At 65.0% G+C, this 21062-nt stretch carries 18 protein-coding genes and 1 tRNA gene; 15 read left to right on the top strand and 4 right to left on the bottom strand.

Going from position 1 to position 21062, the window contains the following annotated elements; translation table 11 throughout:
• Positions 1–141: 141 nt before the first annotated feature.
• From ACZO3G_RS05340 to ACZO3G_RS05325, 4 genes are all read left to right on the top strand, one after another.
• A complete protein-coding gene (locus tag ACZO3G_RS05340; RefSeq protein WP_276872921.1) occupies positions 142–2739 on the top strand; it encodes a translation factor GTPase family protein in 2598 nt (865 codons plus the stop codon).
• 227 nt (positions 2740–2966) lie between these two features.
• Positions 2967–3500 carry a CarD family transcriptional regulator gene (locus ACZO3G_RS05335; protein WP_101550179.1) on the top strand — a complete coding sequence of 178 codons (534 nt, stop codon included), beginning with the start codon at positions 2967–2969 and terminating at the stop codon, positions 3498–3500.
• Between the two features lie 227 nt (positions 3501–3727).
• Complete coding sequence (gene deoD, locus ACZO3G_RS05330; protein WP_101550182.1) at positions 3728–4429, top strand: purine-nucleoside phosphorylase; 702 nt, start codon at positions 3728–3730, stop codon at positions 4427–4429.
• Between the two features lie 52 nt (positions 4430–4481).
• Positions 4482–5219, top strand: coding sequence for a nitroreductase family protein (locus ACZO3G_RS05325; protein WP_276872914.1), 738 nt, complete (start codon positions 4482–4484; stop codon positions 5217–5219).
• 130 nt (positions 5220–5349) lie between these two features.
• Here ACZO3G_RS05325 and ACZO3G_RS05320 read toward each other — a convergent pair whose 3' ends face one another.
• On the bottom strand, positions 5350–6189 hold the full coding sequence (locus tag ACZO3G_RS05320) for a MerR family transcriptional regulator (protein WP_486846894.1): 840 nt from the start codon (positions 6187–6189) through the stop codon (positions 5350–5352).
• A gap of 85 nt (positions 6190–6274) precedes the next feature.
• Between ACZO3G_RS05320 and ACZO3G_RS05315 the strand changes: the two genes are divergently transcribed.
• The 6 genes from ACZO3G_RS05315 to ACZO3G_RS05290 all read left to right on the top strand — a co-directional run bounded on the left by ACZO3G_RS05315 (position 6275) and on the right by ACZO3G_RS05290 (position 13527).
• Positions 6275–7603: an MATE family efflux transporter gene (locus ACZO3G_RS05315; RefSeq protein ID WP_276872912.1), complete on the top strand. Its 1329-nt coding sequence runs from the start codon at positions 6275–6277 to the stop codon at positions 7601–7603.
• Between the two features lie 82 nt (positions 7604–7685).
• Positions 7686–8894 carry a GGDEF domain-containing protein gene (locus ACZO3G_RS05310; RefSeq protein WP_276872910.1) on the top strand — a complete coding sequence of 403 codons (1209 nt, stop codon included), beginning with the start codon at positions 7686–7688 and terminating at the stop codon, positions 8892–8894.
• A 125-nt stretch (positions 8895–9019) separates the two neighbouring features.
• Positions 9020–10204, top strand: coding sequence for a hypothetical protein (locus tag ACZO3G_RS05305; RefSeq protein ID WP_276872909.1), 1185 nt, complete (start codon positions 9020–9022; stop codon positions 10202–10204).
• A gap of 241 nt (positions 10205–10445) precedes the next feature.
• On the top strand, positions 10446–11141 hold the full coding sequence (locus ACZO3G_RS05300; protein ID WP_277138654.1) for a response regulator transcription factor: 696 nt from the start codon (positions 10446–10448) through the stop codon (positions 11139–11141).
• A complete protein-coding gene (locus ACZO3G_RS05295; RefSeq protein ID WP_277138652.1) occupies positions 11116–13197 on the top strand; it encodes a sensor histidine kinase in 2082 nt (693 codons plus the stop codon). Before ACZO3G_RS05300 ends, ACZO3G_RS05295 begins: the two co-directional genes overlap by 26 nt.
• A 156-nt stretch (positions 13198–13353) precedes the next feature.
• The gene (locus ACZO3G_RS05290) at positions 13354–13527 is read left to right on the top strand and encodes a hypothetical protein (protein ID WP_276873765.1); all 174 of its coding nucleotides are present in this window, start codon (positions 13354–13356) and stop codon (positions 13525–13527) included.
• A gap of 43 nt (positions 13528–13570) precedes the next feature.
• On the opposite strand, the gene ACZO3G_RS05285 is transcribed toward ACZO3G_RS05290, so the two are convergent.
• Both ACZO3G_RS05285 and ACZO3G_RS05280 read right to left on the bottom strand, forming a co-directional pair.
• On the bottom strand, positions 13571–13975 hold the full coding sequence (locus ACZO3G_RS05285) for a MerR family transcriptional regulator (protein WP_101550199.1): 405 nt from the start codon (positions 13973–13975) through the stop codon (positions 13571–13573).
• Positions 13972–14754 (bottom strand): EFR1 family ferrodoxin, encoded by a 783-nt coding sequence (locus tag ACZO3G_RS05280; RefSeq protein ID WP_276873754.1) that lies wholly within the window; start codon positions 14752–14754, stop codon positions 13972–13974. Before ACZO3G_RS05280 ends, ACZO3G_RS05285 begins: the two co-directional genes overlap by 4 nt.
• 149 nt (positions 14755–14903) lie before the next feature.
• On the opposite strand from ACZO3G_RS05280, the gene ACZO3G_RS05275 reads away from it, so the two are divergent.
• The 3 genes from ACZO3G_RS05275 (at position 14904) to rsgA (ending at position 19026) form a co-directional block, all read left to right on the top strand.
• Positions 14904–15830 carry an aldo/keto reductase gene (locus ACZO3G_RS05275; RefSeq protein WP_276873751.1) on the top strand — a complete coding sequence of 309 codons (927 nt, stop codon included), beginning with the start codon at positions 14904–14906 and terminating at the stop codon, positions 15828–15830.
• Positions 15831–15858: 28 nt separating this feature from the next.
• Entirely contained in the window at positions 15859–17028 is a 1170-nt protein-coding gene (locus tag ACZO3G_RS05270; protein WP_121586150.1) for an iron-containing alcohol dehydrogenase, read from the top strand.
• Between the two features lie 606 nt (positions 17029–17634).
• Entirely contained in the window at positions 17635–19026 is a 1392-nt protein-coding gene (gene rsgA / locus ACZO3G_RS05265; RefSeq protein WP_276873744.1) for a ribosome small subunit-dependent GTPase A, read from the top strand.
• A 69-nt stretch (positions 19027–19095) separates the two neighbouring features.
• On the opposite strand, the gene ACZO3G_RS05260 is transcribed toward rsgA, so the two are convergent.
• Entirely contained in the window at positions 19096–19542 is a 447-nt protein-coding gene (locus ACZO3G_RS05260; protein WP_353939248.1) for a YHYH domain-containing protein, read from the bottom strand.
• Positions 19543–19786: 244 nt separating this feature from the next.
• Between ACZO3G_RS05260 and ACZO3G_RS05255 the strand changes: the two genes are divergently transcribed.
• Positions 19787–19869: transfer RNA gene (locus tag ACZO3G_RS05255), tRNA-Leu, on the top strand.
• 80 nt (positions 19870–19949) lie between these two features.
• On the top strand, positions 19950–20615 hold the full coding sequence (locus tag ACZO3G_RS05250) for a hypothetical protein (protein ID WP_276873931.1): 666 nt from the start codon (positions 19950–19952) through the stop codon (positions 20613–20615).
• The last annotated feature ends 447 nt before the right edge of the window (positions 20616–21062 follow it).

Raw genomic sequence — 21062 nt, 5'->3', positions numbered from 1 at the left:
GAAAGCCGGGGGATTTTTTGCGTCGCCGGGGCCGCGCGCGGGAAAATTTCGCGCCGGCTTGCATCGCGGCGCTTTTCCGGTATACTAGATAGCGGGACATGCACCGTCCCGCCAAGAGACCAAAGCGATTGGAACGATGAGATGAAACGGCTGGTAATCGGGATTCTGGCGCACGTGGACGCGGGCAAGACGACCCTTTCGGAGGGGATGCTCTACCGCGCGGGGGAGACCCGCCGGCTCGGACGGGTGGACCACGGGGACGCCTTTCTGGATACCTACGCGCTCGAACGGGAGCGGGGCATCACGATCTTTTCCAAGCAGGCGCTGCTGCACCTGGACGGGGCGGAGATCACCCTGCTGGACACCCCGGGGCATGTGGATTTTTCCACCGAGATGGAGCGGACGCTCCAGGTGCTGGACTACGCGGTCCTCGTTGTCAGCGGCACCGACGGGGTGCAGAGCCATACCGAAACGCTCTGGCGGCTGCTCGAGCGTTACCGCGTCCCGACCTTCCTCTTTGTGAATAAGCTCGACCTGCCGGGCGCGGACCGCGGGGCGCTTCTGGCGGAAGTGCAGGCGCGGCTGGACGGCGGCTGCGCCGACTTCGGCGCGGACCGCCCGCGCGGCGCGCTGGAGGAGTCCGTCGCCCTCTGCTCGGAGGAGCTGATGGAGCGGTATCTCGAGGCGGGCGCGCTCGAAGACGGGGAGATTGCGGAGGCCGTCGCGAAGCGGCGGGTGTTCCCCTGCTTTTTCGGCTCGGCGCTCAGGCTCGAGGGGGTGGACGCGTTCCTCGCGGGGCTCGCGCGCTATACCCGCGAGCCCCCGCGCCGGGAGGCGTTCGGCGCGAAGGTCTACAAGATCGGCTGGGACGAGCAGGGCGTCCGGCTCACCTACCTGAAGGTCACCGGCGGCAGCCTCCGGGTCAAGGCGGCGGTTTCCGGAAGCCGGGAGGGGGAGCCGTGGGAGGAGAAGGTCAACCAGCTGCGCGTCTATGCGGGGGCGAAGTTCCGGACGGTGGAGGAGGCGCTCCCCGGCATGGTGTGCGCCGCCGCGGGGCTTTCCCGCACCCGTCCCGGGGAGGGCCTCGGCGCGGAGCCGGATTCCGAGCTCCCGTCGCTGCGCCCGGTGCTCGGCTACCGGGTGGAACTGCCGCGGGGAGTGGACGCGCACACCGCGCTCACCCGTTTCCGCCAGCTTGAGGAGGAGGACCCGCAGCTGCACGTCGTGTGGAACGAGGCGCTCCAGGAGCTCCATGTGCAGCTCATGGGCGAGGTGCAGCTCGAGGTGCTGGGCAGCCTCGTCCGGGAACGGTTCGGGATGGAGGTCGGCTTCGGGCAGGGCAGCATCCTCTACCGGGAGATGATCGCCTCGACGGTGGAGGGGGTCGGGCACTACGAGCCGCTCCGCCACTACGCCGAGGTGCACCTGCTGCTCGAGCCGGGGGAGCGGGGAAGCGGGCTGCGGTTCGCCTCCGCCTGCCGCGAGGACAACCTCGACCGCAACTGGCAGCGGCTCATCCTGACCCATCTGGAGGAGAAGACCCATCCGGGCGTGCTGACAGGCGCGCCCATCACCGACATGAAGATCACGCTGGCGGCGGGGCGCGCCCACCAGAAGCACACCGAGGGGGGCGATTTCCGCCAGGCGACCTACCGCGCGGTGCGGCAGGGCCTGCGGCAGGCCGAAAGCGTCCTGCTCGAGCCGTGGTACGACTTCCGGCTGGAACTGCCGTCCGAGGCGGTGGGCCGGGCGATGTCCGATCTGCAGCGGATGGGGGGTTCCTTCGCGCCGCCCGAGACGGAGGGGGACCGGTCGGTGCTGACCGGCAGCGCCCCCGTGTCCGAAATGCGGGGCTACCAGATGGAGGTCACCGGGTACACGCGCGGCAGAGGGCGGCTCTCCTGCTCCCTCAGGGGCTACGAGCCCTGCCACAACGCCGAAGAGGTGATTGCCGCCGCAGGCTACGACTGCGACGCGGATTTGGACAACCCGGCGGATTCGGTCTTCTGCGCCCATGGGGCGGGCTTCCTCGTCAAATGGGACGAGGTGCCGGCGCACATGCACCTCGAGAGCGTCCTCGACGCGCCGAAGGAACCCGCCGGCGTCCCCGGGGAGCGCGCCGCCGAGCGGCGGGCGGCCGATTACTGCGCGATGGTGGCGGAGGACCGGGAGCTGCTGGAGATTTTCGAGCGCACCTACGGCCCCATCCGCCGGGACCCGCGCAAGGCGTTCCGCCCGGTCAGGAGGGAGCCCGCCCGGCGGCCCCCCTCCCAGCCCCCCAAGGGACTCGATGGGCCGGAATACCTGCTGGTGGACGGCTACAACATCATCTTCGCGTGGGACGACCTGAACGCCATCGCGCAGGAGAACCTGGACGCGGCGCGCGGGCGGCTGGTCGACCTGCTCTGCAACTACCGTGGCTTCCGGCAGTGCGAGGTGATCGTGGTGTTCGACGCCTACCGGGTGAAGGGGAACCCGGGGGAGGTCGAGCGGGTGCACAACATCAGCGTGGTGTATACGAAGGAGGCCGAGACGGCCGACATGTATATCGAGAAGGTCACCCGCGAGCTCGGAAAGCACAACCGGGTGCGGGTGGCGACCTCCGACGCGCTCGAACAGCTCATCATCCTCGGGCACGGCGCGCTGCGGATTTCCGCCGACGCCTTCCGCGAGGAGGTGGCGCAGGTGGAACAGGCCATCCGCGAATACCTCGAATCGGGCGGTCCCGCCGCCCGGTAGGGTCGAATCCCGCCGCCCGCGCGGCGGGATTTTTGCGCGCTGGGCCGCGGCGGCGAATATTCCTGTGCGGGAAAAAATTTTCTTCTTACATCCCGGCGGCTTTTTGTGGTAAAATATAGATGCGGCGCGCGGCGGACAGCCATGCGAAGGCGCGGATCGCGAAGAACTGCTGCGACGGCTCACGCCCCCGGGCGGAGCGGGCAAGAGGACCTCGGAGGTAATCGGAAATGTATCAGGTTGGAGATTTGGTCTTTTACGGAGGAACGGGCGTCTGCGAGGTGGCGGACATCGCCATGCGGAAGGTGCCGGGCGCGTCGGGGGAGCAGCCCTACTACACGATGAAGCCGCTCTATCAGGAGTGCGTCATCCGCACCCCGGTGAACGGCAACAAGGTGTTCATGCGGCCGATCCTCACAAAGAAGGAGGCGGAGGAGCTGGTCGACAGCATCCCCACCGTGCAGGCAAAGGCTTATTACAGCCGGGTGCTGGGGGAGCTGGCCGAGCACTACGCGAACGCCCTCAAAACCTATGACAGCGCGGAACTGGTCGAGCTGACCATGTCGATCTACGCGAAAAAGCGGGAGCTGGAGGGCCAGCGCCAAAAGTTCGGCACGGTGGACGAACGGTTCATGAAGCGCGCCGAGGAGCTCCTCTTCGGGGAGCTGGCCGCCGCGCTGGGCATCCCCAGGGAGGAGGTGCCGCGCTATATCGAAGCGCGGCTGGAACGCCCCGGGGAGGACGGCGGGGACGCGGAGGCGTAAAAGGAATCAACGGGGGCCGGTCGCAGGACCGGCCCCCGTTTTTCAGGCTCGGAGAGAATCCCCGCGGCCGCCGACGCGGCCGTCCGGCTCGGCGATTCGATCCCGCGCGGGGCCGCCGCCCGTCCGCTTTCCGGTTGAAAAGGGCGCGCGGGTAACGTATAATGGGGACAGGCAATGCGGCCAATTTTCGGAAACGGACGGATTACAGAGATAAAGGAGGCAGTCAAATGAGTATCCACATCGGAGCAAAGCCGGGCGAGATCGCCGACCGGGTGCTGATGCCGGGCGACCCGCTGCGGGCGAAGCATATCGCGGAGACCTTTCTGGAGGGCGCGGTCTGCTATACCCAGGTGCGCGGGATGTACGGATTCACCGGCACCTACAAGGGCAAGCGCGTCTCGGTGCAAGGCAGCGGCATGGGGATGCCGTCGATGCACATCTACGCCAGCGAGCTCATGCAGGAGTACGGCGCCAAACGGATCATCCGCGTCGGCACCTGCGGCGGCCTGCGGGCGGAACTGAAGCTCAAGGACGTCGTGATCGCATCCGCGGCCTCCACCGATTCCAACATCAACAAATGTCGGTTCGGGCCGATCTCCTTCGCGCCGTCGGCGGATTTTGAACTGCTGCTGGGCGCCTATCAGACGGCGCGGGAGAGGGGGATGCGCGCCACCGTCGGGCCGATCTTCACGAGCGACCGCTTCTATTCCGACGACCTGCCCGAAAAGACGAAGATGCTCGCGGACTACGGCATCCTCGCGGTTGAGATGGAGACCTGCGAGCTCTATACGCTGGCCGCGAAGCACCACATCCAGGCGCTCACCCTGCTGACGGTGAGCGATAACGTCGTCACCGACGAGATCACCTCGCCGGAGGAACGGCAGACGAGCTTCAACGACATGGTCGAGCTGGCGCTCGAAATCGTCTGAGCCTGACGGGATGCGGCGAAAGCCGCATCCCGTTTGCGGGAAAGGAGCCCCCATGAACGAGATCATCGAAAGCCTGCTTTCGCGCAGGTCGGTCCGCGCCTTTGAGGAGCGGGCGGTCCCCGCGGCGGAAAAGGAGGCCATCCTGCTCGCGGCGGTCAACGCCCCCACGGCGGGCTGCCAGCAGCTCTACACCATCCTCGACGTCACCGACCCGGAGCTCAAGGCGCGGCTCGCCGAAAGCTGCGACCACCAGCCGTTTATCGCGAAGGCCCCGCTCGTGCTGATCTTCTGCGCAGACTGCCAGAAGTGGTACGACGCCTTCCTGGCGGGCGGGTGCGCGCCGCGCCTGCCGGGCGCGGGGGACCTGCTGCTCGCGGTGGACGACAGCCTCATCGCGGCGCAGAACGCCGTGACCGCGGCGTGGAGCCTCGGCGTCGGCTCCTGCTACATCGGGGACGTGATGGAGCGGTGTGAGGAGCACCGGGCGCTGCTCGGCCTGCCGGACTATGTCTTCCCGGCGGCGATGGTGGTGTTCGGCTATCCGACCGCCGGGCAGAAGGCCCGCAAAAAACCGGAACGGTGCGCGATGGAGCGGATCGTGCGGGAGAACCGCTACCGCCGGATGGGGGCGGACGAGCTGCGGGAGATGCTCGCCCCGAAATCGGGCGCGGACGGCTATGAGGCGTGGCTCGCGGCCTTCTGCGGGCGCAAGTATAACTCCGCCTTTTCCTGCGAGATGACCCGTTCGGTGGAGGCCTACCTCGCGGCCTTCCGCCGGGAGGAGCCGTGAGGCGGACGGCCGCCCCGGGACAAAAGCGGGGCGAAGAGCCCCTTCCCGCTCTCCCGCCCGACCGGCTGGCGCGGCCCGGCGGATGGGAGCAATCAAACGGCAGGGGCCGGAGGCGACCGCCTCCGGCCCTTTATTGCTCCGCCCATCCCGCCTCATCCAGGCGGATGGAGATTTGCAGGACGTAGTTTTCATATCCGCTGACCGACAGCTCGTCGAGCAGCACGTCCTCGAAGAAGCTGCCCGTCAGCGGGAGCCCCTGCTCCCGCGCGTACCGGAGCAGGTCCCGGTAGGTCTCATGCGCCGAGTCGTAGCCGCCGCAGTGGCGGGCGGTGAGGTAGCTGCCCGCCTCCCTGACGTAGACGGGCAGGCCCCTGGGGGGCGCGTCCAGCTGGGTGTAGAAGTGGGAATAGCGGGTGAAATCCCCCCGCTCGACCTCGGAAAGCCCGATCATCGAGCCGGTCGCGTAGGGGCTGACGATCTCGTGCTCGCCGCAGAAACGGACGTGCTCGGCCAGCGACAGGGCGGCGCTGCGCTCGCTGGTGAGGGGCGGCACCTGGGTGCGCACGAGGTATTTCTCGGGAAATGGACGGACGCAGGGACCCTCCGGACCGGATGCGAGCGCGCTTTCGGTGAGTTCCGCCTTGCGGCGGATGAGCTCCTTCATCCGCCGCAGGCGGCGGATCTTTTCGTCGAGCAGGCGCGCCTCCCCCTGGAGCAGCCGGACCAGCTCCTCCGGGCTGCGCCGGTCGAGGTAGGCCTTGATCTCCCGCAGCGGGATGTCGAGCTCCTTGAGGGTGGAGATCACGAAGAAGACGTCGATCTGCGCCATCGAATAGTAACGGTAGCCGTTTTCCGCCTTGACGGCGGGGGAGAAGACGCCTAGCTCGTCGTAGTGGAAGAGGGTGTGCTTGCTTACGCCGCACAGCCGCGCGAACTCGCCCGTCGTGAGGTACTGCGGATTCTTTCCCATTTATTAAATTCCCCCTTGACTATCGGGTTACCCGATGGTTTATTATAGACCGCAGTGATTTTTTTTACAACAGGAGGTATTTCTCATGCATCCCGCGATTTCCAGGGAGTTCCACTTCGGATCCCTGCTGCGGTTCGCGCTGCCGACCGTGATCATGATGATCTTCATGTCGATGTATACCATTGTGGACGGCATCTTTGTCTCCCGGTTCGTCGGCACCGACGCGCTTTCCGCCACAAACATCGTCTATCCGGCCCTCAACCTCGTGCTGGCGGTGGCCATCATGCTCTCCACCGGCGGCAGCGCGATCGTCGCGCGCAAGCTGGGCGAGGGCGACCCGCAGGGCGCCCGGGAGAGCTTTGCCCTCATCGTCGCGGCGGGTGTGGCGGCGGGCGCCGTCATCGGCGTTCTGGGCCTCGCGTTCCTCGAACCGCTCTGCTCGATGCTCGGCGCGAACGGCCGCCTGATGGCCGACTGCAAGGCCTACCTGGGCACGCTGATGCTCTTTGTGCCCGCCTCGGTGCTGCAAATCCTCTTCCAGAGCTTCTTTGTCACGGCGGGGCGGCCCGGCCTCGGGCTCGGGCTGACGATCGCGGCGGGGATCTCCAACGCGGTGCTCGACTATTTGCTTATCGTGCCCGCCGGGATGGGCATCACGGGCGCGGCGGTGGCCACCGCCATCGGCTGGTGCATCCCCGCCCTGGCGGGGGTCGCCTATTTCCTCTTTTCCCAAAACCCGCTGCGCTTCGCCCGCCCGAAGCTCGACTGGCGGACGCTTGGGGAGAGCTGCTTCAACGGCTCCTCCGAGATGGTGACCAACATCTCCACCGGCGTGACCACCTTCCTCTTCAACATCCTCATGCTCCGCTACCTCGGAGAGGACGGGGTGGCCGCGATCACCATCGTGCTCTACGCGCAGTTTTTGCTGACCGCGCTCTACCTCGGCTTTTCGATGGGGGTCGCGCCGGTCGTCAGCTTCAACTACGGAAGCGGGAACACCCTCCAGCTCAAGCGGCTCTTCAAGATCTGCGCCCTGTTCATCGGCGGCTCGTCGGCGGTCGTCTTCGGGGTTTCGCTGCTGCTGGCGGGGCCCCTCGTGGGGGTCTTTTCCCCGCCCGGCACGGCGGTCTATGAGATCGGGCGGGAGGGCTTCCTGCTCTTTTCCCTGAGCTTCCTCTTCGCCGGGGTCAATATTTTCGCCTCCGCGTTTTTCACCGCGCTTTCCAACGGGCGGGTTTCCGCCGCCATCTCCTTCCTGCGCACCTTCGGCTTCCTGATCGTTGCGCTGGTCCTGCTGCCGAAGGCGGTCGGCGTGACGGGGATCTGGCTGGCCGTCCCCTTCGCGGAGCTGGCCACCGCGGGGGTCGCCGCCCTCTTCCTCTGGCGCAGCCGCGAGGCCTACCGGTACCTGTAAGCCGCGTTGATCCCTCCGGCCCCCTTGGATTGCCGGAAGGTTTGTGATATACTGGAGGCAGTTCGATGCTGGAGGGATGGTAATGGCGGACGCGCTGGCTCTGGCGGGGGATATCGTCTCCTGCGGCGGGCTGATGCTGCTCTTTTTGCTGCTCACCGAGCCGCGCTATCCCATGCGCCGCACGGCGGCCCTGTTATCCGCGGTCTTCGCGGTGACCGCCGCCGCTTACATCGCCGCAGTCCTCGGCCTTGGGCTTACGCCGGGGCAGGCCTCCCTCGTCTGTTTTTCGATCCCAAGCCTCACGGCCTGCCTGCTGCTCTCCAAATACCGGGACGGGCGGTTCCTCTTTACCTTCTGCACGATCGACGTGCTGGGGTTCATGCTGATCGCCGTTTCCCGCATCTCCGCCGTCCTGCTCGGCGGCGACGACTGGGTCAGCCTTTTTTTCCGGCTCGTGCTGATGGGGCTGCTGGTGGCGTTCTTCCTGCGCATCCGCGGCAATTACCGGCGGGTGATGGCGGAGCATTCGACCGGCTGGGGGATGCTGGCCGCGGTGTCGGTCCTTTTCTATGCGATGCTCTACCTGCTCGTGACCTATCCGGCCCCGCTGATCGGGCGGAGGGAATACATCCCCGTGGTGCTATTCTTCTGCGCGACGGTGCTGGCGACCTACGTGGTGATCTACCAGGCGATCGTGCGCATGGTGAAGCTCTCCGAGAGCGAGCAGAGCGAATTGCTGCTGCAGACGCGGCTGGAACTGCAAAAAAGCCAGCTCGAATTGCAGCAGGTCTACTACCGGATGGCTTATGTCGACAGCCTGACCGGGCTTGCCAACCGCGCCTCCTTTGAGCGGCGGCGGAAGGAGATCGAGGCGGACCTTGTCCACAACCGGCCGGTATGGTGCGTGTCGGCGGACCTGAACAACCTCAAGGAGGTCAACGACGCGCGCGGTCACGAATGGGGCGACCGCCTGCTCCGCGAGACGGGGCAGCTGTTGACGCAGCTTCTGGGGGAGGCGTTTGAGATCTTCCGGCTGGGCGGGGACGAATTCATGCTGCTCTCCTGCGGCAAGCCGTCCGACAAGGTTTCGGCGCTGCTGGGAAACCTCTATCCCGCGATAGAGGCGCACAATGCCGCGGGCAATCTGCCGGTCAGCCTTGCCGTGGGCTGGGACAGCCTGCGGGAGGGGGAGGACGACCTGGCCCCGCTTATCGCGCGGGTCGACCGGGAGATGTACCGCCGCAAGCGGGAGATGAAGAAGGACGCGTCCCGTCCGGCTGACGAAATTTGACAAAACACAGAACGGACACAGATTATAATTGAACTGGAAACATTTCCATAGTATAATGAAAACAGCATCCCGCAGCGGGCGGGACGGACCCAAACACCAACGTCAACAGAAAAGGGGACAAGATGATGAAACAGCTTGGCAAGAAGTTTACCGCGGTCCTGCTGGCCGCCATGATGGTGCTGAGCCTCGCCGTGATGGCGAGCGCCGCGACCACCCAGACCGCCGGCACCTACAGCGTCACCGCGCAGGCGGACAAGATTCTCTTCACGCGTAACGGCGCGTCGGCTTCCTACCCGATCAAAACCGCCAACATCAAGCTGACCACCCATAAGGACGGCGACCTGCTCGTCTGCTTTACCGATTCGACCGGCAAGGCCCGCAACGTGACGGTCGGCAAACAGACCTCCCTGACGCTCAGCGGCCCGATGGCCTCTCTGACGCTCGCCAAGGAGCTCAACGACGGCGTGGCCGTGACCCTCGGCGCGACCGCAAACGTCACCACAATGACGGTCGACACCCCGAACCCGGTCGCGATCAACGGCAAGGTCGGCACCCTCAAGGTGACCGCGGCCGCCAACATCACGCTGGCCAAGGGCGCGACGGTCACCAAGAAGGACGTCACCTCCAAGACCGCGAAGATCACCACCTCGGCGAACGCCGCCGTGACGGCCGCCCCGACCGCCGCCGCGACGAAGCCTGCCGCGACGAAGCCTGCCGCGACGAAGCCCGCGGCGACGAAGCCCGCCGCCTCTTCCTCCGCCTCCACCGGCTCGAAGGGCGACTACCGCGTCAAGATCGATTCGATCTACTGGGACGAGGATGAAGCGACCCTCGGCGACGTGCTCGACGAGCTCAACGACAACCTCGAGGTCTATGACTACGCCACCCGCACCTACCTCGCGGGCGACGCCAAATGGACCACCTCCAACAACCGTTCGGTCCAGAGCGGAAAGAGCTACACCTTCACCTTCACGCCGGACGACAAGTCCTACGCGCCGGTCGACGGTTCGGTAAAGATCTATCTCGACGTGGCCTCCGGTGAGATCGACCTCGAGCTCAAGAGCCCGGGCTATCTCGTTGCGAAAGACGACGATGTTAAACTGAAATCGCTGCTTAGCGACCTGAAGAAGATGGTCAGGGCTTACGACGACAACGGCGACGAGGTCAAGGGTACTGTTTCCTGGGTCAGTAACGGCAGCAATACCATTGACAACGGCCGCTCCTATACTTACAAATTCAAACCGAGCAGCAGCCGCTATGAGTCGGAAGAAGGAAAGGTTTATGTCTACACGGAAGGCAATGAACCGTAAGCTGCACTGATTTTAATGAGGTGCGGGTCCCGTTTGGGACCCGCCCTTTTTGTATTTTGTCGCAAATTGTTAAGGGAATTGTAAGAATTTTGTCGACCCGCAGGAAAGAACTGTCTGGTATCATCGAAGCATGACGAGAGAGGGGAGGTGTGGTATAATCATGAAAACGAGGGTCGCGGCCGGACGGATTGCGCCGAGGCCGCAAATCGCCTGCGGGGGGACAAAACGAATGGAAGAGAGACTGAGTGTGCTGGTCGTGGACGACGACCGGGAGATCGTGGAATCGATCGCGATCTATCTGAGCAGGGAAAATTTACAGATCTATAAAGCGTACGACGGCCTGCAGGCGCTCGACGTCGTGGCCAGCCACACCATCCACCTGATATTGATGGACGTGATGATGCCCCGGCTAGACGGCATCAAGGCGATGCTGAAGCTCCGGGAGGAGCACAACATCCCCATCATCCTCGTCTCGGCGAAGAGCGAGGACACCGACAAAATTTTTGGGCTGGAGTTCGGCGCGGACGACTACATCACCAAGCCCTTCAACCCCCTTGAGCTGATCGCGCGGGTCAAAAGCCAGCTCCGCCGCTATGTGCAGCTCGGCACCGCCGCGGACGCGGGCGGCGCGTCGGAGGTGCTGTCGGTGGGCGGGCTCGCCCTCGACGTGCACCAGAAGCGCCTCACCGTCGACGGCGAGGAGGTCAAGCTCACCCCGATCGAATACAAGATCATGGAGCTGCTCATGCGCAACCAGGGGCGGGTGTTCTCGATCGATGAAATCTACGAACGGGTGTGGAACGAGCCGAGCTTCGCGCCGGAAAACACCGTCGCGGTCCACATCCGCCGCATCCGCGAGAAGATCGAAATCAATCCGCGGGAACCAAAATATTTGAAGGTGGTGTGGGGCATTGGCTACAAAATCGAAAAAGCGTAGGCCGGGGCTGTGTTTCTTCCTCTTTTTCCTCAGCCTGTCGATCCTGCTGACGGCGGGGATTCTCACGCCGTTCGCGCTGGAAAACGAGGTCGCGGCCGACTACAAGGACACCGCGAGCTACCGCAGGCTGATGGGTTCCCTCATCGGGGACGCCTACGACATCGCGCGCGGCAAGCAGGAGGCGGACACCCTGCTGTGGGGGGAGGACAACGTCAGCTTCGACATCTATGACGGGGCCACCCGGGAGAACTGGTCGAAGAATGCCTCCGGAAACGGGGAGCTGCTCGCCGCCGACCTGCTGGAGCAGGTGGGCGCGGGACAGTACGACCACGTGGTCTACATCAACGGGATCCATATGAAGGAACGGCTCTTCACCTTCGGCAGCGGCGTTCAGGAGCGCGAATACGACTCCCTTTGGCGCTCCCCCTACGCCGCGAGCTTCTCCTCCGGGGGGCTTGGGGTCGAATCCCCGACGATCGCCATCGCGGTCAAGGCGCGGGACCAGATGCTCAACTACGGTCCCGTCTACAGCGAATACTACCGCTGGTTCCGGTGGATGATGGTGCTTTCCGCCGCGGGCGCCGTCGCGGGGCTCGCCCTGCTGGTGCTGCTCGGCACGCTGATCGCCCACCGCACCCTCGGCGCGGCGCACCGCGCCATCGCCTCCGCGATGGGCCGGCTGTGGATGGAGGTCAAGCTCCTCCTCTCGGCCGCCGCGCTCGGCTTCGGCGGGTGGACGCTGTGGGCGACGTTCAGCGGGGAGCTTGGCCCCGCGCCCGGCATCTCCGTCTTTCTGCTCTGCTTCTGGTGGTGCTGGCTCGTGCTGGCCGACCTTGCCGTCAACGGCAGGGAGTTTTTCCGGAACAACATCCCCATGTCGGTCGTGCGGTTCATGAGGAGCCTCGAGAGCCCCTATGAGTTCCTCGAGCGGATGAAGACCCGGCTGGCCGTGCTGATCGGCGTGGAACTCATCCTTCTGGTCGTGTTCGGCGTGCTGATCCTGCTCGGGCCGGTCGGATGGATCCTCGACGTCGGCGTGTTGGCGCTCGGCATCTTCCTGCTCGCGCGCTTCGTGCTCGAATATAACCGCAACATGGACGAGTTCTCCAAGGTGGTGGACTACACGGCGGGCGTCCGCGGCGGCACGGTCCAGGGGCCGCTTCTGCTGCGGGGCGACTTCGCCGGGCTGGGGGAGGACCTCAGCGACATCATGAGCGGCGTGAGCCGCGCGGTCGAGGAGCAGGTGCGCAGCGAGCGGATGAAGGTCGAACTGGTGACCAACGTCTCCCACGATCTCAAAACGCCGCTCACCTCGATCATCAACTACGCCGACCTGCTCGGGCAGGAGAACCTGACCCCCGATTTCGCCAACGACTATGTGAAAATCATCGGGCAGAAGGCGGGACGGCTCAGCCACCTCGTGCAGGACCTGTTTGAAATCTCCAAGGCGAACAGCGGCGCGATCGATCTGGAACCCGAGCGGATCGACGTGGTCGCGCTGGCCGAGCAGACGATCGCCGAGATGGACGAAAGGATGAACCCGTCCGGCGTGGAGATCAAGGCGCAGCTCGCCCCCCAGCGGCTCTTCGTATGGGCGGACGGCAGGAAGCTGCACCGCGTCTTTGAAAACCTGCTGGGCAACGCCCTCAAATATTCCCTCGCCGGCACCCGCGTCTACATCGTCGTGCGGCAGGCGGAGGAGACGGCGGAGATCTCCTTCAAAAACGTGGCGAGCTATGAGATGACCTTCACCGCCGAGGACATCGTCGAGCGGTTCCAGCGGGGGGACGCCTCCCGCACCGGAGAGGGCAGCGGGCTCGGGCTCGCGATCGCCAAGAGCTTTGTGGAGCTTTCGGGCGGCGCGCTGTCGATCGAGCTGGACGGCGACCTCTTCAAGGCCACGGTGACGCTGCCCCTCTGCCAGGAGGAACCGGCCCCCGTTTTGCGGGAGGACGGGGACGCGCCCGGGGATGGCGTACCGGAGGCGGAATATCTGGTTGCGGCGGGCGGCGTGCCGTCCGATGAACAGGCTCCTCCTGAACCCACGGATGAATAGAGCTCCCCGAAAGCGAAAGGCCCGCGGCGCTGCCGCGGGCCTTTCGCCGTCCGGCGCGGGCGCGGATTAAGATTCCGTTAGAAATCGGCGCGGGGGCTTTTCTTGGGCGCGCGATATGGTATGATAGGGGCAGAAAAAAGTGGGGGAGGGAACGGGATGTCGGGAAAGAAGCTGTTCCTCGTCGGGCTGCTCTGCGTCGCCCTGGTCGCGCTCATTCTGCTGGCGCTGACCTCGGCGTATATCGCCGTGTCCTACCGGTGGCTGCTCGTCCCGCTCGGGGCCTGGGCGGCGGCGATGCTGGTCCTCCATTTCCGCAAAAAGGACGGCTGAGAAGAAAGGCCGGGAGCCCCGCGGGGCTCCCGGCCTTTTCTCCTCACAGCTCGTCGCAGGGGATGCCGCGGACCGCGTCCTCGGTGCCGGCCTCGCAGGCGATCTCGTAATAGCGGATCTTGTGGTTGATCTTTTCCATGTGCTTTTGAAGCTGGGAGATCTGCTGCTCGACGATCGACTTCTGCCGCCGGAACATCGCCAGCCGGTCGGCCAGCGTGGAATCGCCCTGCACGCACCAGTCGATGAACTGCCGGATATCCCGGATGGGCATCCCCGTGCTCTTGAGGCAGGTGATGACCGACAGCCACTCGAAATCGCTCTCCTTGAAGGCGCGGAACCCCGAGGGGGACCGGTCCACGAAGGGCAGCAGCCCCTCCTTGTCGTAATAGCGCAGCGTGTGCGCGGTCAGCCCCGCGCGCCGCGCCGCCTGCGCGATGGTGTAGCTCATTCCGCGTCCTCCTTTTCATTCGACAGGTAGTTTTCGATGCGGCACTGTTCTGTGACTTCCTTCCCGAGGAGGGTGATGGCCTTCCGCGGGCAGAGGCTGATGCAGCGGTAGCACATGGTGCAGCGGCCGCGCGGCAGGGGCCTTCCGTTTTGCATGGAAAGGTTGCACATGGGGCAGACCCTTTCGCAGAGGCCGCAGCCGACGCACGCCCCGCTGAATTTGGGCCCATCGGAATAGCGCGCCGTCTTGCCGTAAAACCAGAGGCGCTGCCCCAGCAGGCCCGCGATGCGGCGGGAGAGCCCCAGCCCGTCCCTTGGGAAGTCCCCGGCCAGGATGCGGGGGGCGGCCTCCCGCATCTTTTTTTCCGCCGCTTTGACGATTTTCCGGTTTTCCTCGAGCGGCTTTTTCAGAAGCCTGCTGTCGCAGACGGAGTCGGGCATGCGCAGGTGCAGGCCGCCGGTGACGGCGGCGCCGCACCTCTTCAGGATTCTGGCGGCGCAGCCCGCGCCGTCGCCGCTGAACGCGCCCATGGTCGCCAGGCAGAGGACCTGCTTTCCTCGCCAGAGCTCCGCGTGGTCCCGGATGAACGCGCGCACCATCAGCGGGGCGTTGGAGTACTGGATGGGGTACGCCAAAACGATCGAGGAATGCGCCGCGGCCCGTTCGGCGGCGTTTTCCTCCTCGATGGGCACCGCCTCCGCCGTTTCGTCGAGCAGGCGCAGCAGGTATTCGACGCAGTATCTGGTGTTGCCGGTTCCGCTCAGGTAGAGACCGATCACGCCGGGACGCCTCCTTTCACCGGGGAAGAATATTTTTTGGGGGTATTGACTTCGAGCATACTCTAAGGTCTATAATCATATCGTACCAGAAACGCCGCCGCGGCGCAAGCGGCGGAATATCATCAGCGGAGAAAGGATGCGGTGAAAGCATGAGAACGATGAAGCTGGGCGCCGCCGGGCCGACCGTTCCGGTCGTCGCGGTCGGCTGTATGCGGATAAACAACCTTGACGGCCCCGCCGCCGAACGGTTCGTGCAGGCGGCGCTCGATTTGGGCGCGAACTTTTTCGACCACGCGGACATCTACGGGGACGGCGCCTGCGAGGAGATCTTCGCGAAGGCGGCGCACATGAGCCCGTCGGTGCGGGAAAAACTGATCCTCCAGTCCAAATGCGGCATCGTCAAGAACCCGCGCATGTTCGATTTCAGCAGGCGGCACATCATCGAGTCGGTCGAGGGCAGCCTGCGCAGGCTCGGGACCGAATATCTGGACGTGCTGCTGCTCCACCGCCCCGACGCGCTGATGGAGCCCGACGAGGTCGCCGGCGCGTTCGAGGAGCTCGCCGCCGCGGGCAAGGTGCGGCACTTCGGCGTCTCCAACCAGAACCCCGGCCAGATGAAGCTGCTCCAGCGCGCGATGGGTCCCCGCCCGATCGTGGCCAACCAACTCCAGCTGAGCATCACCAACTGCAACATGATCTCCAACGGCTTCAACGTCAACATGGAAAACGACTCCGCCCTCTGCCGCGACGGAAGCGTGCTCGACTTCTGCCGGCTCCACGACATCACGATCCAGCCCTGGTCCCCCTTCCAGTACGGGTTTTTCGAGGGGGTCTTCCTCGGCAGCGACAAATTTCCCGCGCTCAACCGCGTGATCGACGGGATCGCGGAGCGGCATGGGGTCAGCAATACGACGGTCGCCATCGCGTGGATCCTCCGCCATCCGGCCCATATGCAGCCGGTCGCGGGCACGATGAATCCCGGGCGGCTCGCGGATATCTGCCGCGCGGCGGACGTCATCCTCTCCCGTGAGGAGTGGTACGCGATCTATCAGGCGGCGGGCAACGTCCTGCCCTGATTCAAACGAGATAAAGGAGCGATATCAGATGAAATTCAACTACTACATTCCCACCCGCATCCTCTTCGGCAAGGGGATGCTGAACCGGCTGTCGCGGCAGGAGCTGCCCGGCAAAAAGGCGCTCATCGTCACGACGGGCGGAACCTCGGTCAAAAAATACGGCTACCTCGCGCGGGTAGAGGAGCAGCTTGACAAGGCGGGCGCGGAGCACCTGCTCTTCGACAAGATCCTGCCCAATCCGATCAAGGACCACGTTATGGAGGGCGCGGCGCTCGCCAAGGCAAACGGCGTGGACTTCGTCGTCGGGCTCGGCGGCGGCAGCGCGATCGACTCCGCCAAGGCGATCGCGATCATGGCGGCCAACGAGGGGGACTACTGGGATTATATCTCGGGCGGCACCGGAAAGGGCCTCACCCCTCCGAACGACCCGCTTCCCGTCGTCGCGATCACGACGACGGCGGGTACCGGCACCGAGGCCGACCCCTGGACGGTGACCACCAAGACCGAGACGAACGAGAAGATCGGCGGCGGCTATGACAAGACCTTCCCGGTGCTGTCGGTCGTCGACCCCGAGCTGATGCTGACGGTGCCGAAGCGGCTGACCGCCTACCAGGGCTTCGACGCCCTCTTCCACAGCACCGAGGGGTACCTCAACTGCACCGCCTACGTGCTCAGCGACCTCTACGCACTCAAGGCGATCGAGCTGATCGGCAAAAGCCTCGCGGCGGCGGTCGCGGACGGCGGCAACCTCGAGGCGCGCGCCGACGTCGCGCTGGCCAACACGCTGGCAGGCATGGTCGAATCGACCTCCGGCTGCACCTCCGAGCACAGCCTCGCCCACGCAATCAGCGCCTATCACCCGCAGTTCGAGCACGGCGCAGCGCTCATCTCGGTGAGCCGCGCCTACTATACCCACTGGGCGAAGGCGGGCTGCTGCGACGAGCGGATGGTTGATATGGCAAAGGCCCTCGGCAGGAAGGACGCGAAGGAGCCGATGGACTTTGTCGCCGCGCTCGAGGAGCTCATGCGCGCCTGCGGCGTGGACGACATCAGGATGAGCGACTACGGCATGAAGCGGGAGGAGCTTGAAAAGTACGCCCGCAACGCGCGGGAGACGATGGGCGGCCTCTACGAGGTCGACCCCGCGCCCCTCTCCGACGCGGACGCGCTGAAAATTTTGGAGGAGTCCTACCGGTAACGGTAAAAGGCCCCGGACATTGTCCGGGGCCTTTTTTGTCAGATGCCCTGCCGGGCCGCGCCTCGGAAGAGTTCCGCGCGGCTCTAGGCGCAGGCGTCGAGCCCCGGCGCGCCGCCGTCCAGGACGGCGTGACGGTTGCGCGCCTGCCCCCGACCCGGCGGAGATTTTGCCGGTTTTTCCTGCGGCCGCGCGGCGCGGGAAAAATTCCCCCTTGCATTTTTGCGCGAAATGGGATATGATATCTGCAAATCCTTCCGTTTGATCGGAACATACAGGGAGTAACGCTTGATGTCGGCAATTTATGAGGTGGCTTTCCACTAAAACCGAATAGCCCGGAACGGAGCGGGAGCGCGGGGAACGCCCGGCGCTTTTGCGACGTTTGCGCCACCTTTCGTGAATACTGTCGCGCAGCGCAGGACACGTTTGGCGTGTCCTTTTTTGCGCCCTGATCGCGCGCAGCGGCACGCCGGACAATCCCGCGGAGACAGGCTGAAAGGTTCTGTTTCCGCGGGATTTTTGCGTCTTGGTGAGGAAAGCCTGGATGGAAAGGAGAGGCCGGAACGGCCGAACATTTGGAACCTGTATTTTATTCGGAGGGAACAACATTTGAATATCGAACAATATGGATTTCGCCGGACAGACCTGCCGCAGGATGCGCGGGGAATCCCGGCGCGCATAACGGCGGTCCGCCGCGGCTGCTTTGAGATCGTCTGCGACAGGGGCGCCGGCCTCGCGCGCCTCGCGGCGGACGCCCGCCGCGAGGACGGGGAGACCGGCCCGACGGTCGGGGATTTCGTCCTGCTCGACTGGCGGGAGGACGGGGAAAGCCGCATCCTGGAGACGCTGCCCCGCAGGACCCGGTTCTCCCGCCGGGACCCCTCCTCGTCCGGGCACGGGGAGCAGGCGGTGGCGGCGAACTTCGACTATGTCTTCATTTTGCAGCCGCTCGGGAGCGGATTTCGCCCGCGCGGGCTGGAGCGGTACCTGTCGCTCGCGTGGCAGTCGGGCGCCGTCCCGGCGGTCCTGCTCACAAAGGCGGACGCCGTGGAGGACTTCACGGACCAGCTCCGCGCGGCGGAAAAGCTCGCCGCCGGGACGGGGGTCTTCGCGGTCAGCGCCCGCACGGGGTACGGCCTCGACCAGCTCGCCGACTACCTGAAGCCGGGCAGGACGGTCGTCTTCCTCGGCCCGTCGGGCGCGGGAAAGTCGACCCTTGTGAACGCGCTGGCGGGCGGGGAGGTCATGCGCACCTCCGGCATCCGCGAAAAGGACGGGCGGGGCAGGCACACGACCACCCACCGCCAGCTGCTCCTGCTGGAAAACGGCGTGCTGGCAATCGACACGCCCGGCATGCGCGAGCTCGGGATGTGGGAGGCGGAGGAGGGAATCTCCCGCGGCTTCCCCGACGTCGAGGAGCACCTCGGGCACTGCCGGTTCAGCGATTGCCGCCACCAGGGGGAGCCCGGCTGCGCGGTGGCGGAGGCGATCCGGCGCGGCGAGCTTTCGCCCGAACGCTGGGAGTCCTACCGGAAGCTCCGGGAGGAATCGCGGCTTTCCGGAAGCAAGGCGGATTTCCTGCGGGAAAAGCAGCGCCGGCAGAAGGAGCTCTCCAAGACCCTGCGGCAGTGGAAGAAGGCGGACTACCGCCATGAGCCCTGCATGGAGAGCTTCACCTGCAAGGTCTGCGGCGCTCTGGTGACGCCGGAGGACGCCGGGAGCCGCCACCGCAACCACTGTCCCCGCTGCCTGTCGAGCGTCCATGTCGACAACCGCCCGGGGGACCGGGCGTCGCTCTGCGGGGGCACGATGGACCCCATCGGCGTCTGGGTGCGCAAGGACGGGGAGTGGGCCCTCATCCACCGCTGCCGGGCGTGCGGCGCGCTCAGCTCGAACCGGATCGCGGCGGACGACAACCCCGCCCTGCTCATGTCCATCGCGGTGAAGCCGCTGGCGGAGCCGCCCTTCCCGCTCTGGCAGGCCGCCCCGGAGAAGCCGTAGGCGGGGATTGGGAAAATGAAAAGCAGCCGCGTAAGCGGCTGCTTTTCTGCGGCGCGGGACGCTGCCCGCTCAGTGGCATTTCGTGCAGGCGGTGTAACCCATCGCCTCGGCGTTCGCCGTGTTGTAGGCCACAAAGCCCGCCGTCTCGTCAAAGTCGGTGCAGCCGAGCCTGTGGTAGACGGTGGAGCCCTCCCCCTGGATGAGCGCGATATAGGTGTCGAGGAAGAGCGCCTTCTCGGCGTCCGTCTTGCCGGTCACGGCCGGCGCGGCCGCCGCCGCGGGGGCGGAGGCCGCGCCGGGCGCGGAAGCGGCGGGGGCCGCCGGCGCGCTCTCGTAGGGGCAGACGCCGTTCGGATGCAGGTGCGCGGGATAGCCGTGGTGGTAGTGGTAGGGGCCGAGCCCGCTGACGTTTTTGTTGTCGTGGTGGCCGCCGGCGGAATCGGTGCGCCCCGAATGGGCGGAAACCGGCAGCGAAAGCAGCAGGACGGACAGCAGGACGCAGAGCATTTTTTTCATGGGACAACACCTCCTGCACCCATTGTACCCTCCGGAAAATACTGGGAATGTCGAAATCTGTCGAACGGCGGAGGAAAAACCATCCGCGCCGCGGCTGCGCGGCGTGATCAAAAAGCTGTCCGTTGTAAAGGCAATTTTTCCAACAAATTCTCTTTTTCACCTTGACATTCCCGCATCAATATGGTAAGGTATAATTCGTCGAGTGAAGCTCGGCTTTTGATTTGCCCTCGGTCCTGATGGACATGCGGTGGTGCTGGAATCGGCAGACAGGCACGTTTGAGGGGCGTGTGCGCGAGCGTGTGGGTTCAAGTCCCATCCACCGCACCAAAAAAGACACCAGTCGCTGCGGCGGCTGGTGTTTTTATTTTTGTCCGGCGCGCCGGGCGTCGAATAGAGGAGGCTTTTCCTTGAGACGGAGACTGCGTTTTGACATTTGGCTTTCCTTGCTGCTGGCTCTGCCGATCATGCTGGGGATCGTCTGGCTCTTCAACCACGCCGTTTTCCCCGCGCTCTACGAGTCCTACGCCGCTTCCAACGCGGGTGAGGCGGGGACGGTGGGCGCGCCCGCCGCCGGGGACACCTTCCGGGCGCGCACACTGGACGAGATGCTGGAGCACGGGACGTTCACCTTCGGCGGCGACCTGTACGCCGTCCTCAACAACGGCGGCCCCTTCTACAAAAGCCGGCGGTGGGAGGCGCTCGAACTGGAGGACGGCAGCCGGATCGCGGCGAGTATCAACCATGACGCGATCCGGGACGACGGGGAACCAGGCCTCTACAGCCACGACATCCTCCTGCCGGTGGGGACGATCGTCCATGGGGAGCTGCCGGCGGAGCTTGTCGAGGGATTCGCCCCCTACGGCGGGCTCACCCGCACCGACCTGATGGTGGACATGGAGGGCGGGCACGCCGTTTACGGCTACGACACCCTCAACGGATACATCGTCGTCCCAATGCAGCTCGTCCTGCTGGTCGGGTTCGCGCTGCTCTTCCACCGCATCGGCGTGAAAATGGGGCTGTTCCCGCCGATCCTACCCCGACGCGCGCGGGAAAAGACGGAGGCCGCCGAATAGCGGCGCTCTTCCGGACATGCCGAAAATCCGGACGCAAAGCGTCCGGATTTTTTTGCCTTCCCGCACCGGAGGCACCGCGATGGAAAAAAGCGGGCGCGGTGTGCAGGAATCCGGTTAGATTTTGACACGTAAGGGGTGTATGACTTCAAGTATAATCCTTCTTCCGGACAGGCGCCGCCCTTCATTGGCGGACAAATGCATGTATATTTTCCGCGCCCCGGACGAATATACAGTGGATAAGCTGTTGAAACGACGGGGGAGAAGGGGGCCGTCTCGCTGATTACGGGGAAACGGTCCTGTGGAAAACTCGGTGGAAAGTGTTTATAACTTTGTGTATATTCTGTGAACCGTTTGCCACAGTCACAGAAATGGGGCGGAACGCCTCTGCTTTCGCCGGTTTTGCAACCTTTTGGGCGCTGCGGGCATCCATTTTCTGGCTTTACAAGG

The sequence above is a fragment of the Anaerotruncus sp. genome (assembly GCF_057433415.1).
This window is presented reverse-complemented; position numbering and strand designations above follow the sequence as displayed.

What these genes read in the sequence shown, in the direction of transcription:
- ACZO3G_RS05335 (WP_101550179.1), top strand. Translation starts at nt 2,967, where the DNA reads ATGTATCAGGTTGGAGATTTGGTCTTTTACGGAGGAACGGGCGTCTGC.
- ACZO3G_RS05285 (WP_101550199.1), bottom strand. Translation starts at nt 13,975, where the DNA reads ATGAGCTACACCATCGCGCAGGCGGCGCGGCGCGCGGGGCTGACCGCG.
- ACZO3G_RS05340 (WP_276872921.1), top strand. Translation starts at nt 142, where the DNA reads ATGAAACGGCTGGTAATCGGGATTCTGGCGCACGTGGACGCGGGCAAG.
- ACZO3G_RS05305 (WP_276872909.1), top strand. Translation starts at nt 9,020, where the DNA reads ATGAAACAGCTTGGCAAGAAGTTTACCGCGGTCCTGCTGGCCGCCATG.
- ACZO3G_RS05315 (WP_276872912.1), top strand. Translation starts at nt 6,275, where the DNA reads ATGCATCCCGCGATTTCCAGGGAGTTCCACTTCGGATCCCTGCTGCGG.
- ACZO3G_RS05260 (WP_353939248.1), bottom strand. Translation starts at nt 19,542, where the DNA reads ATGAAAAAAATGCTCTGCGTCCTGCTGTCCGTCCTGCTGCTTTCGCTG.
- ACZO3G_RS05310 (WP_276872910.1), top strand. Translation starts at nt 7,686, where the DNA reads ATGGCGGACGCGCTGGCTCTGGCGGGGGATATCGTCTCCTGCGGCGGG.
- ACZO3G_RS05320 (WP_486846894.1), bottom strand. Translation starts at nt 6,189, where the DNA reads ATGGGAAAGAATCCGCAGTACCTCACGACGGGCGAGTTCGCGCGGCTG.
- deoD (WP_101550182.1), top strand. Translation starts at nt 3,728, where the DNA reads ATGAGTATCCACATCGGAGCAAAGCCGGGCGAGATCGCCGACCGGGTG.
- ACZO3G_RS05325 (WP_276872914.1), top strand. Translation starts at nt 4,482, where the DNA reads ATGAACGAGATCATCGAAAGCCTGCTTTCGCGCAGGTCGGTCCGCGCC.
- ACZO3G_RS05275 (WP_276873751.1), top strand. Translation starts at nt 14,904, where the DNA reads ATGAGAACGATGAAGCTGGGCGCCGCCGGGCCGACCGTTCCGGTCGTC.
- ACZO3G_RS05270 (WP_121586150.1), top strand. Translation starts at nt 15,859, where the DNA reads ATGAAATTCAACTACTACATTCCCACCCGCATCCTCTTCGGCAAGGGG.
- ACZO3G_RS05290 (WP_276873765.1), top strand. Translation starts at nt 13,354, where the DNA reads ATGTCGGGAAAGAAGCTGTTCCTCGTCGGGCTGCTCTGCGTCGCCCTG.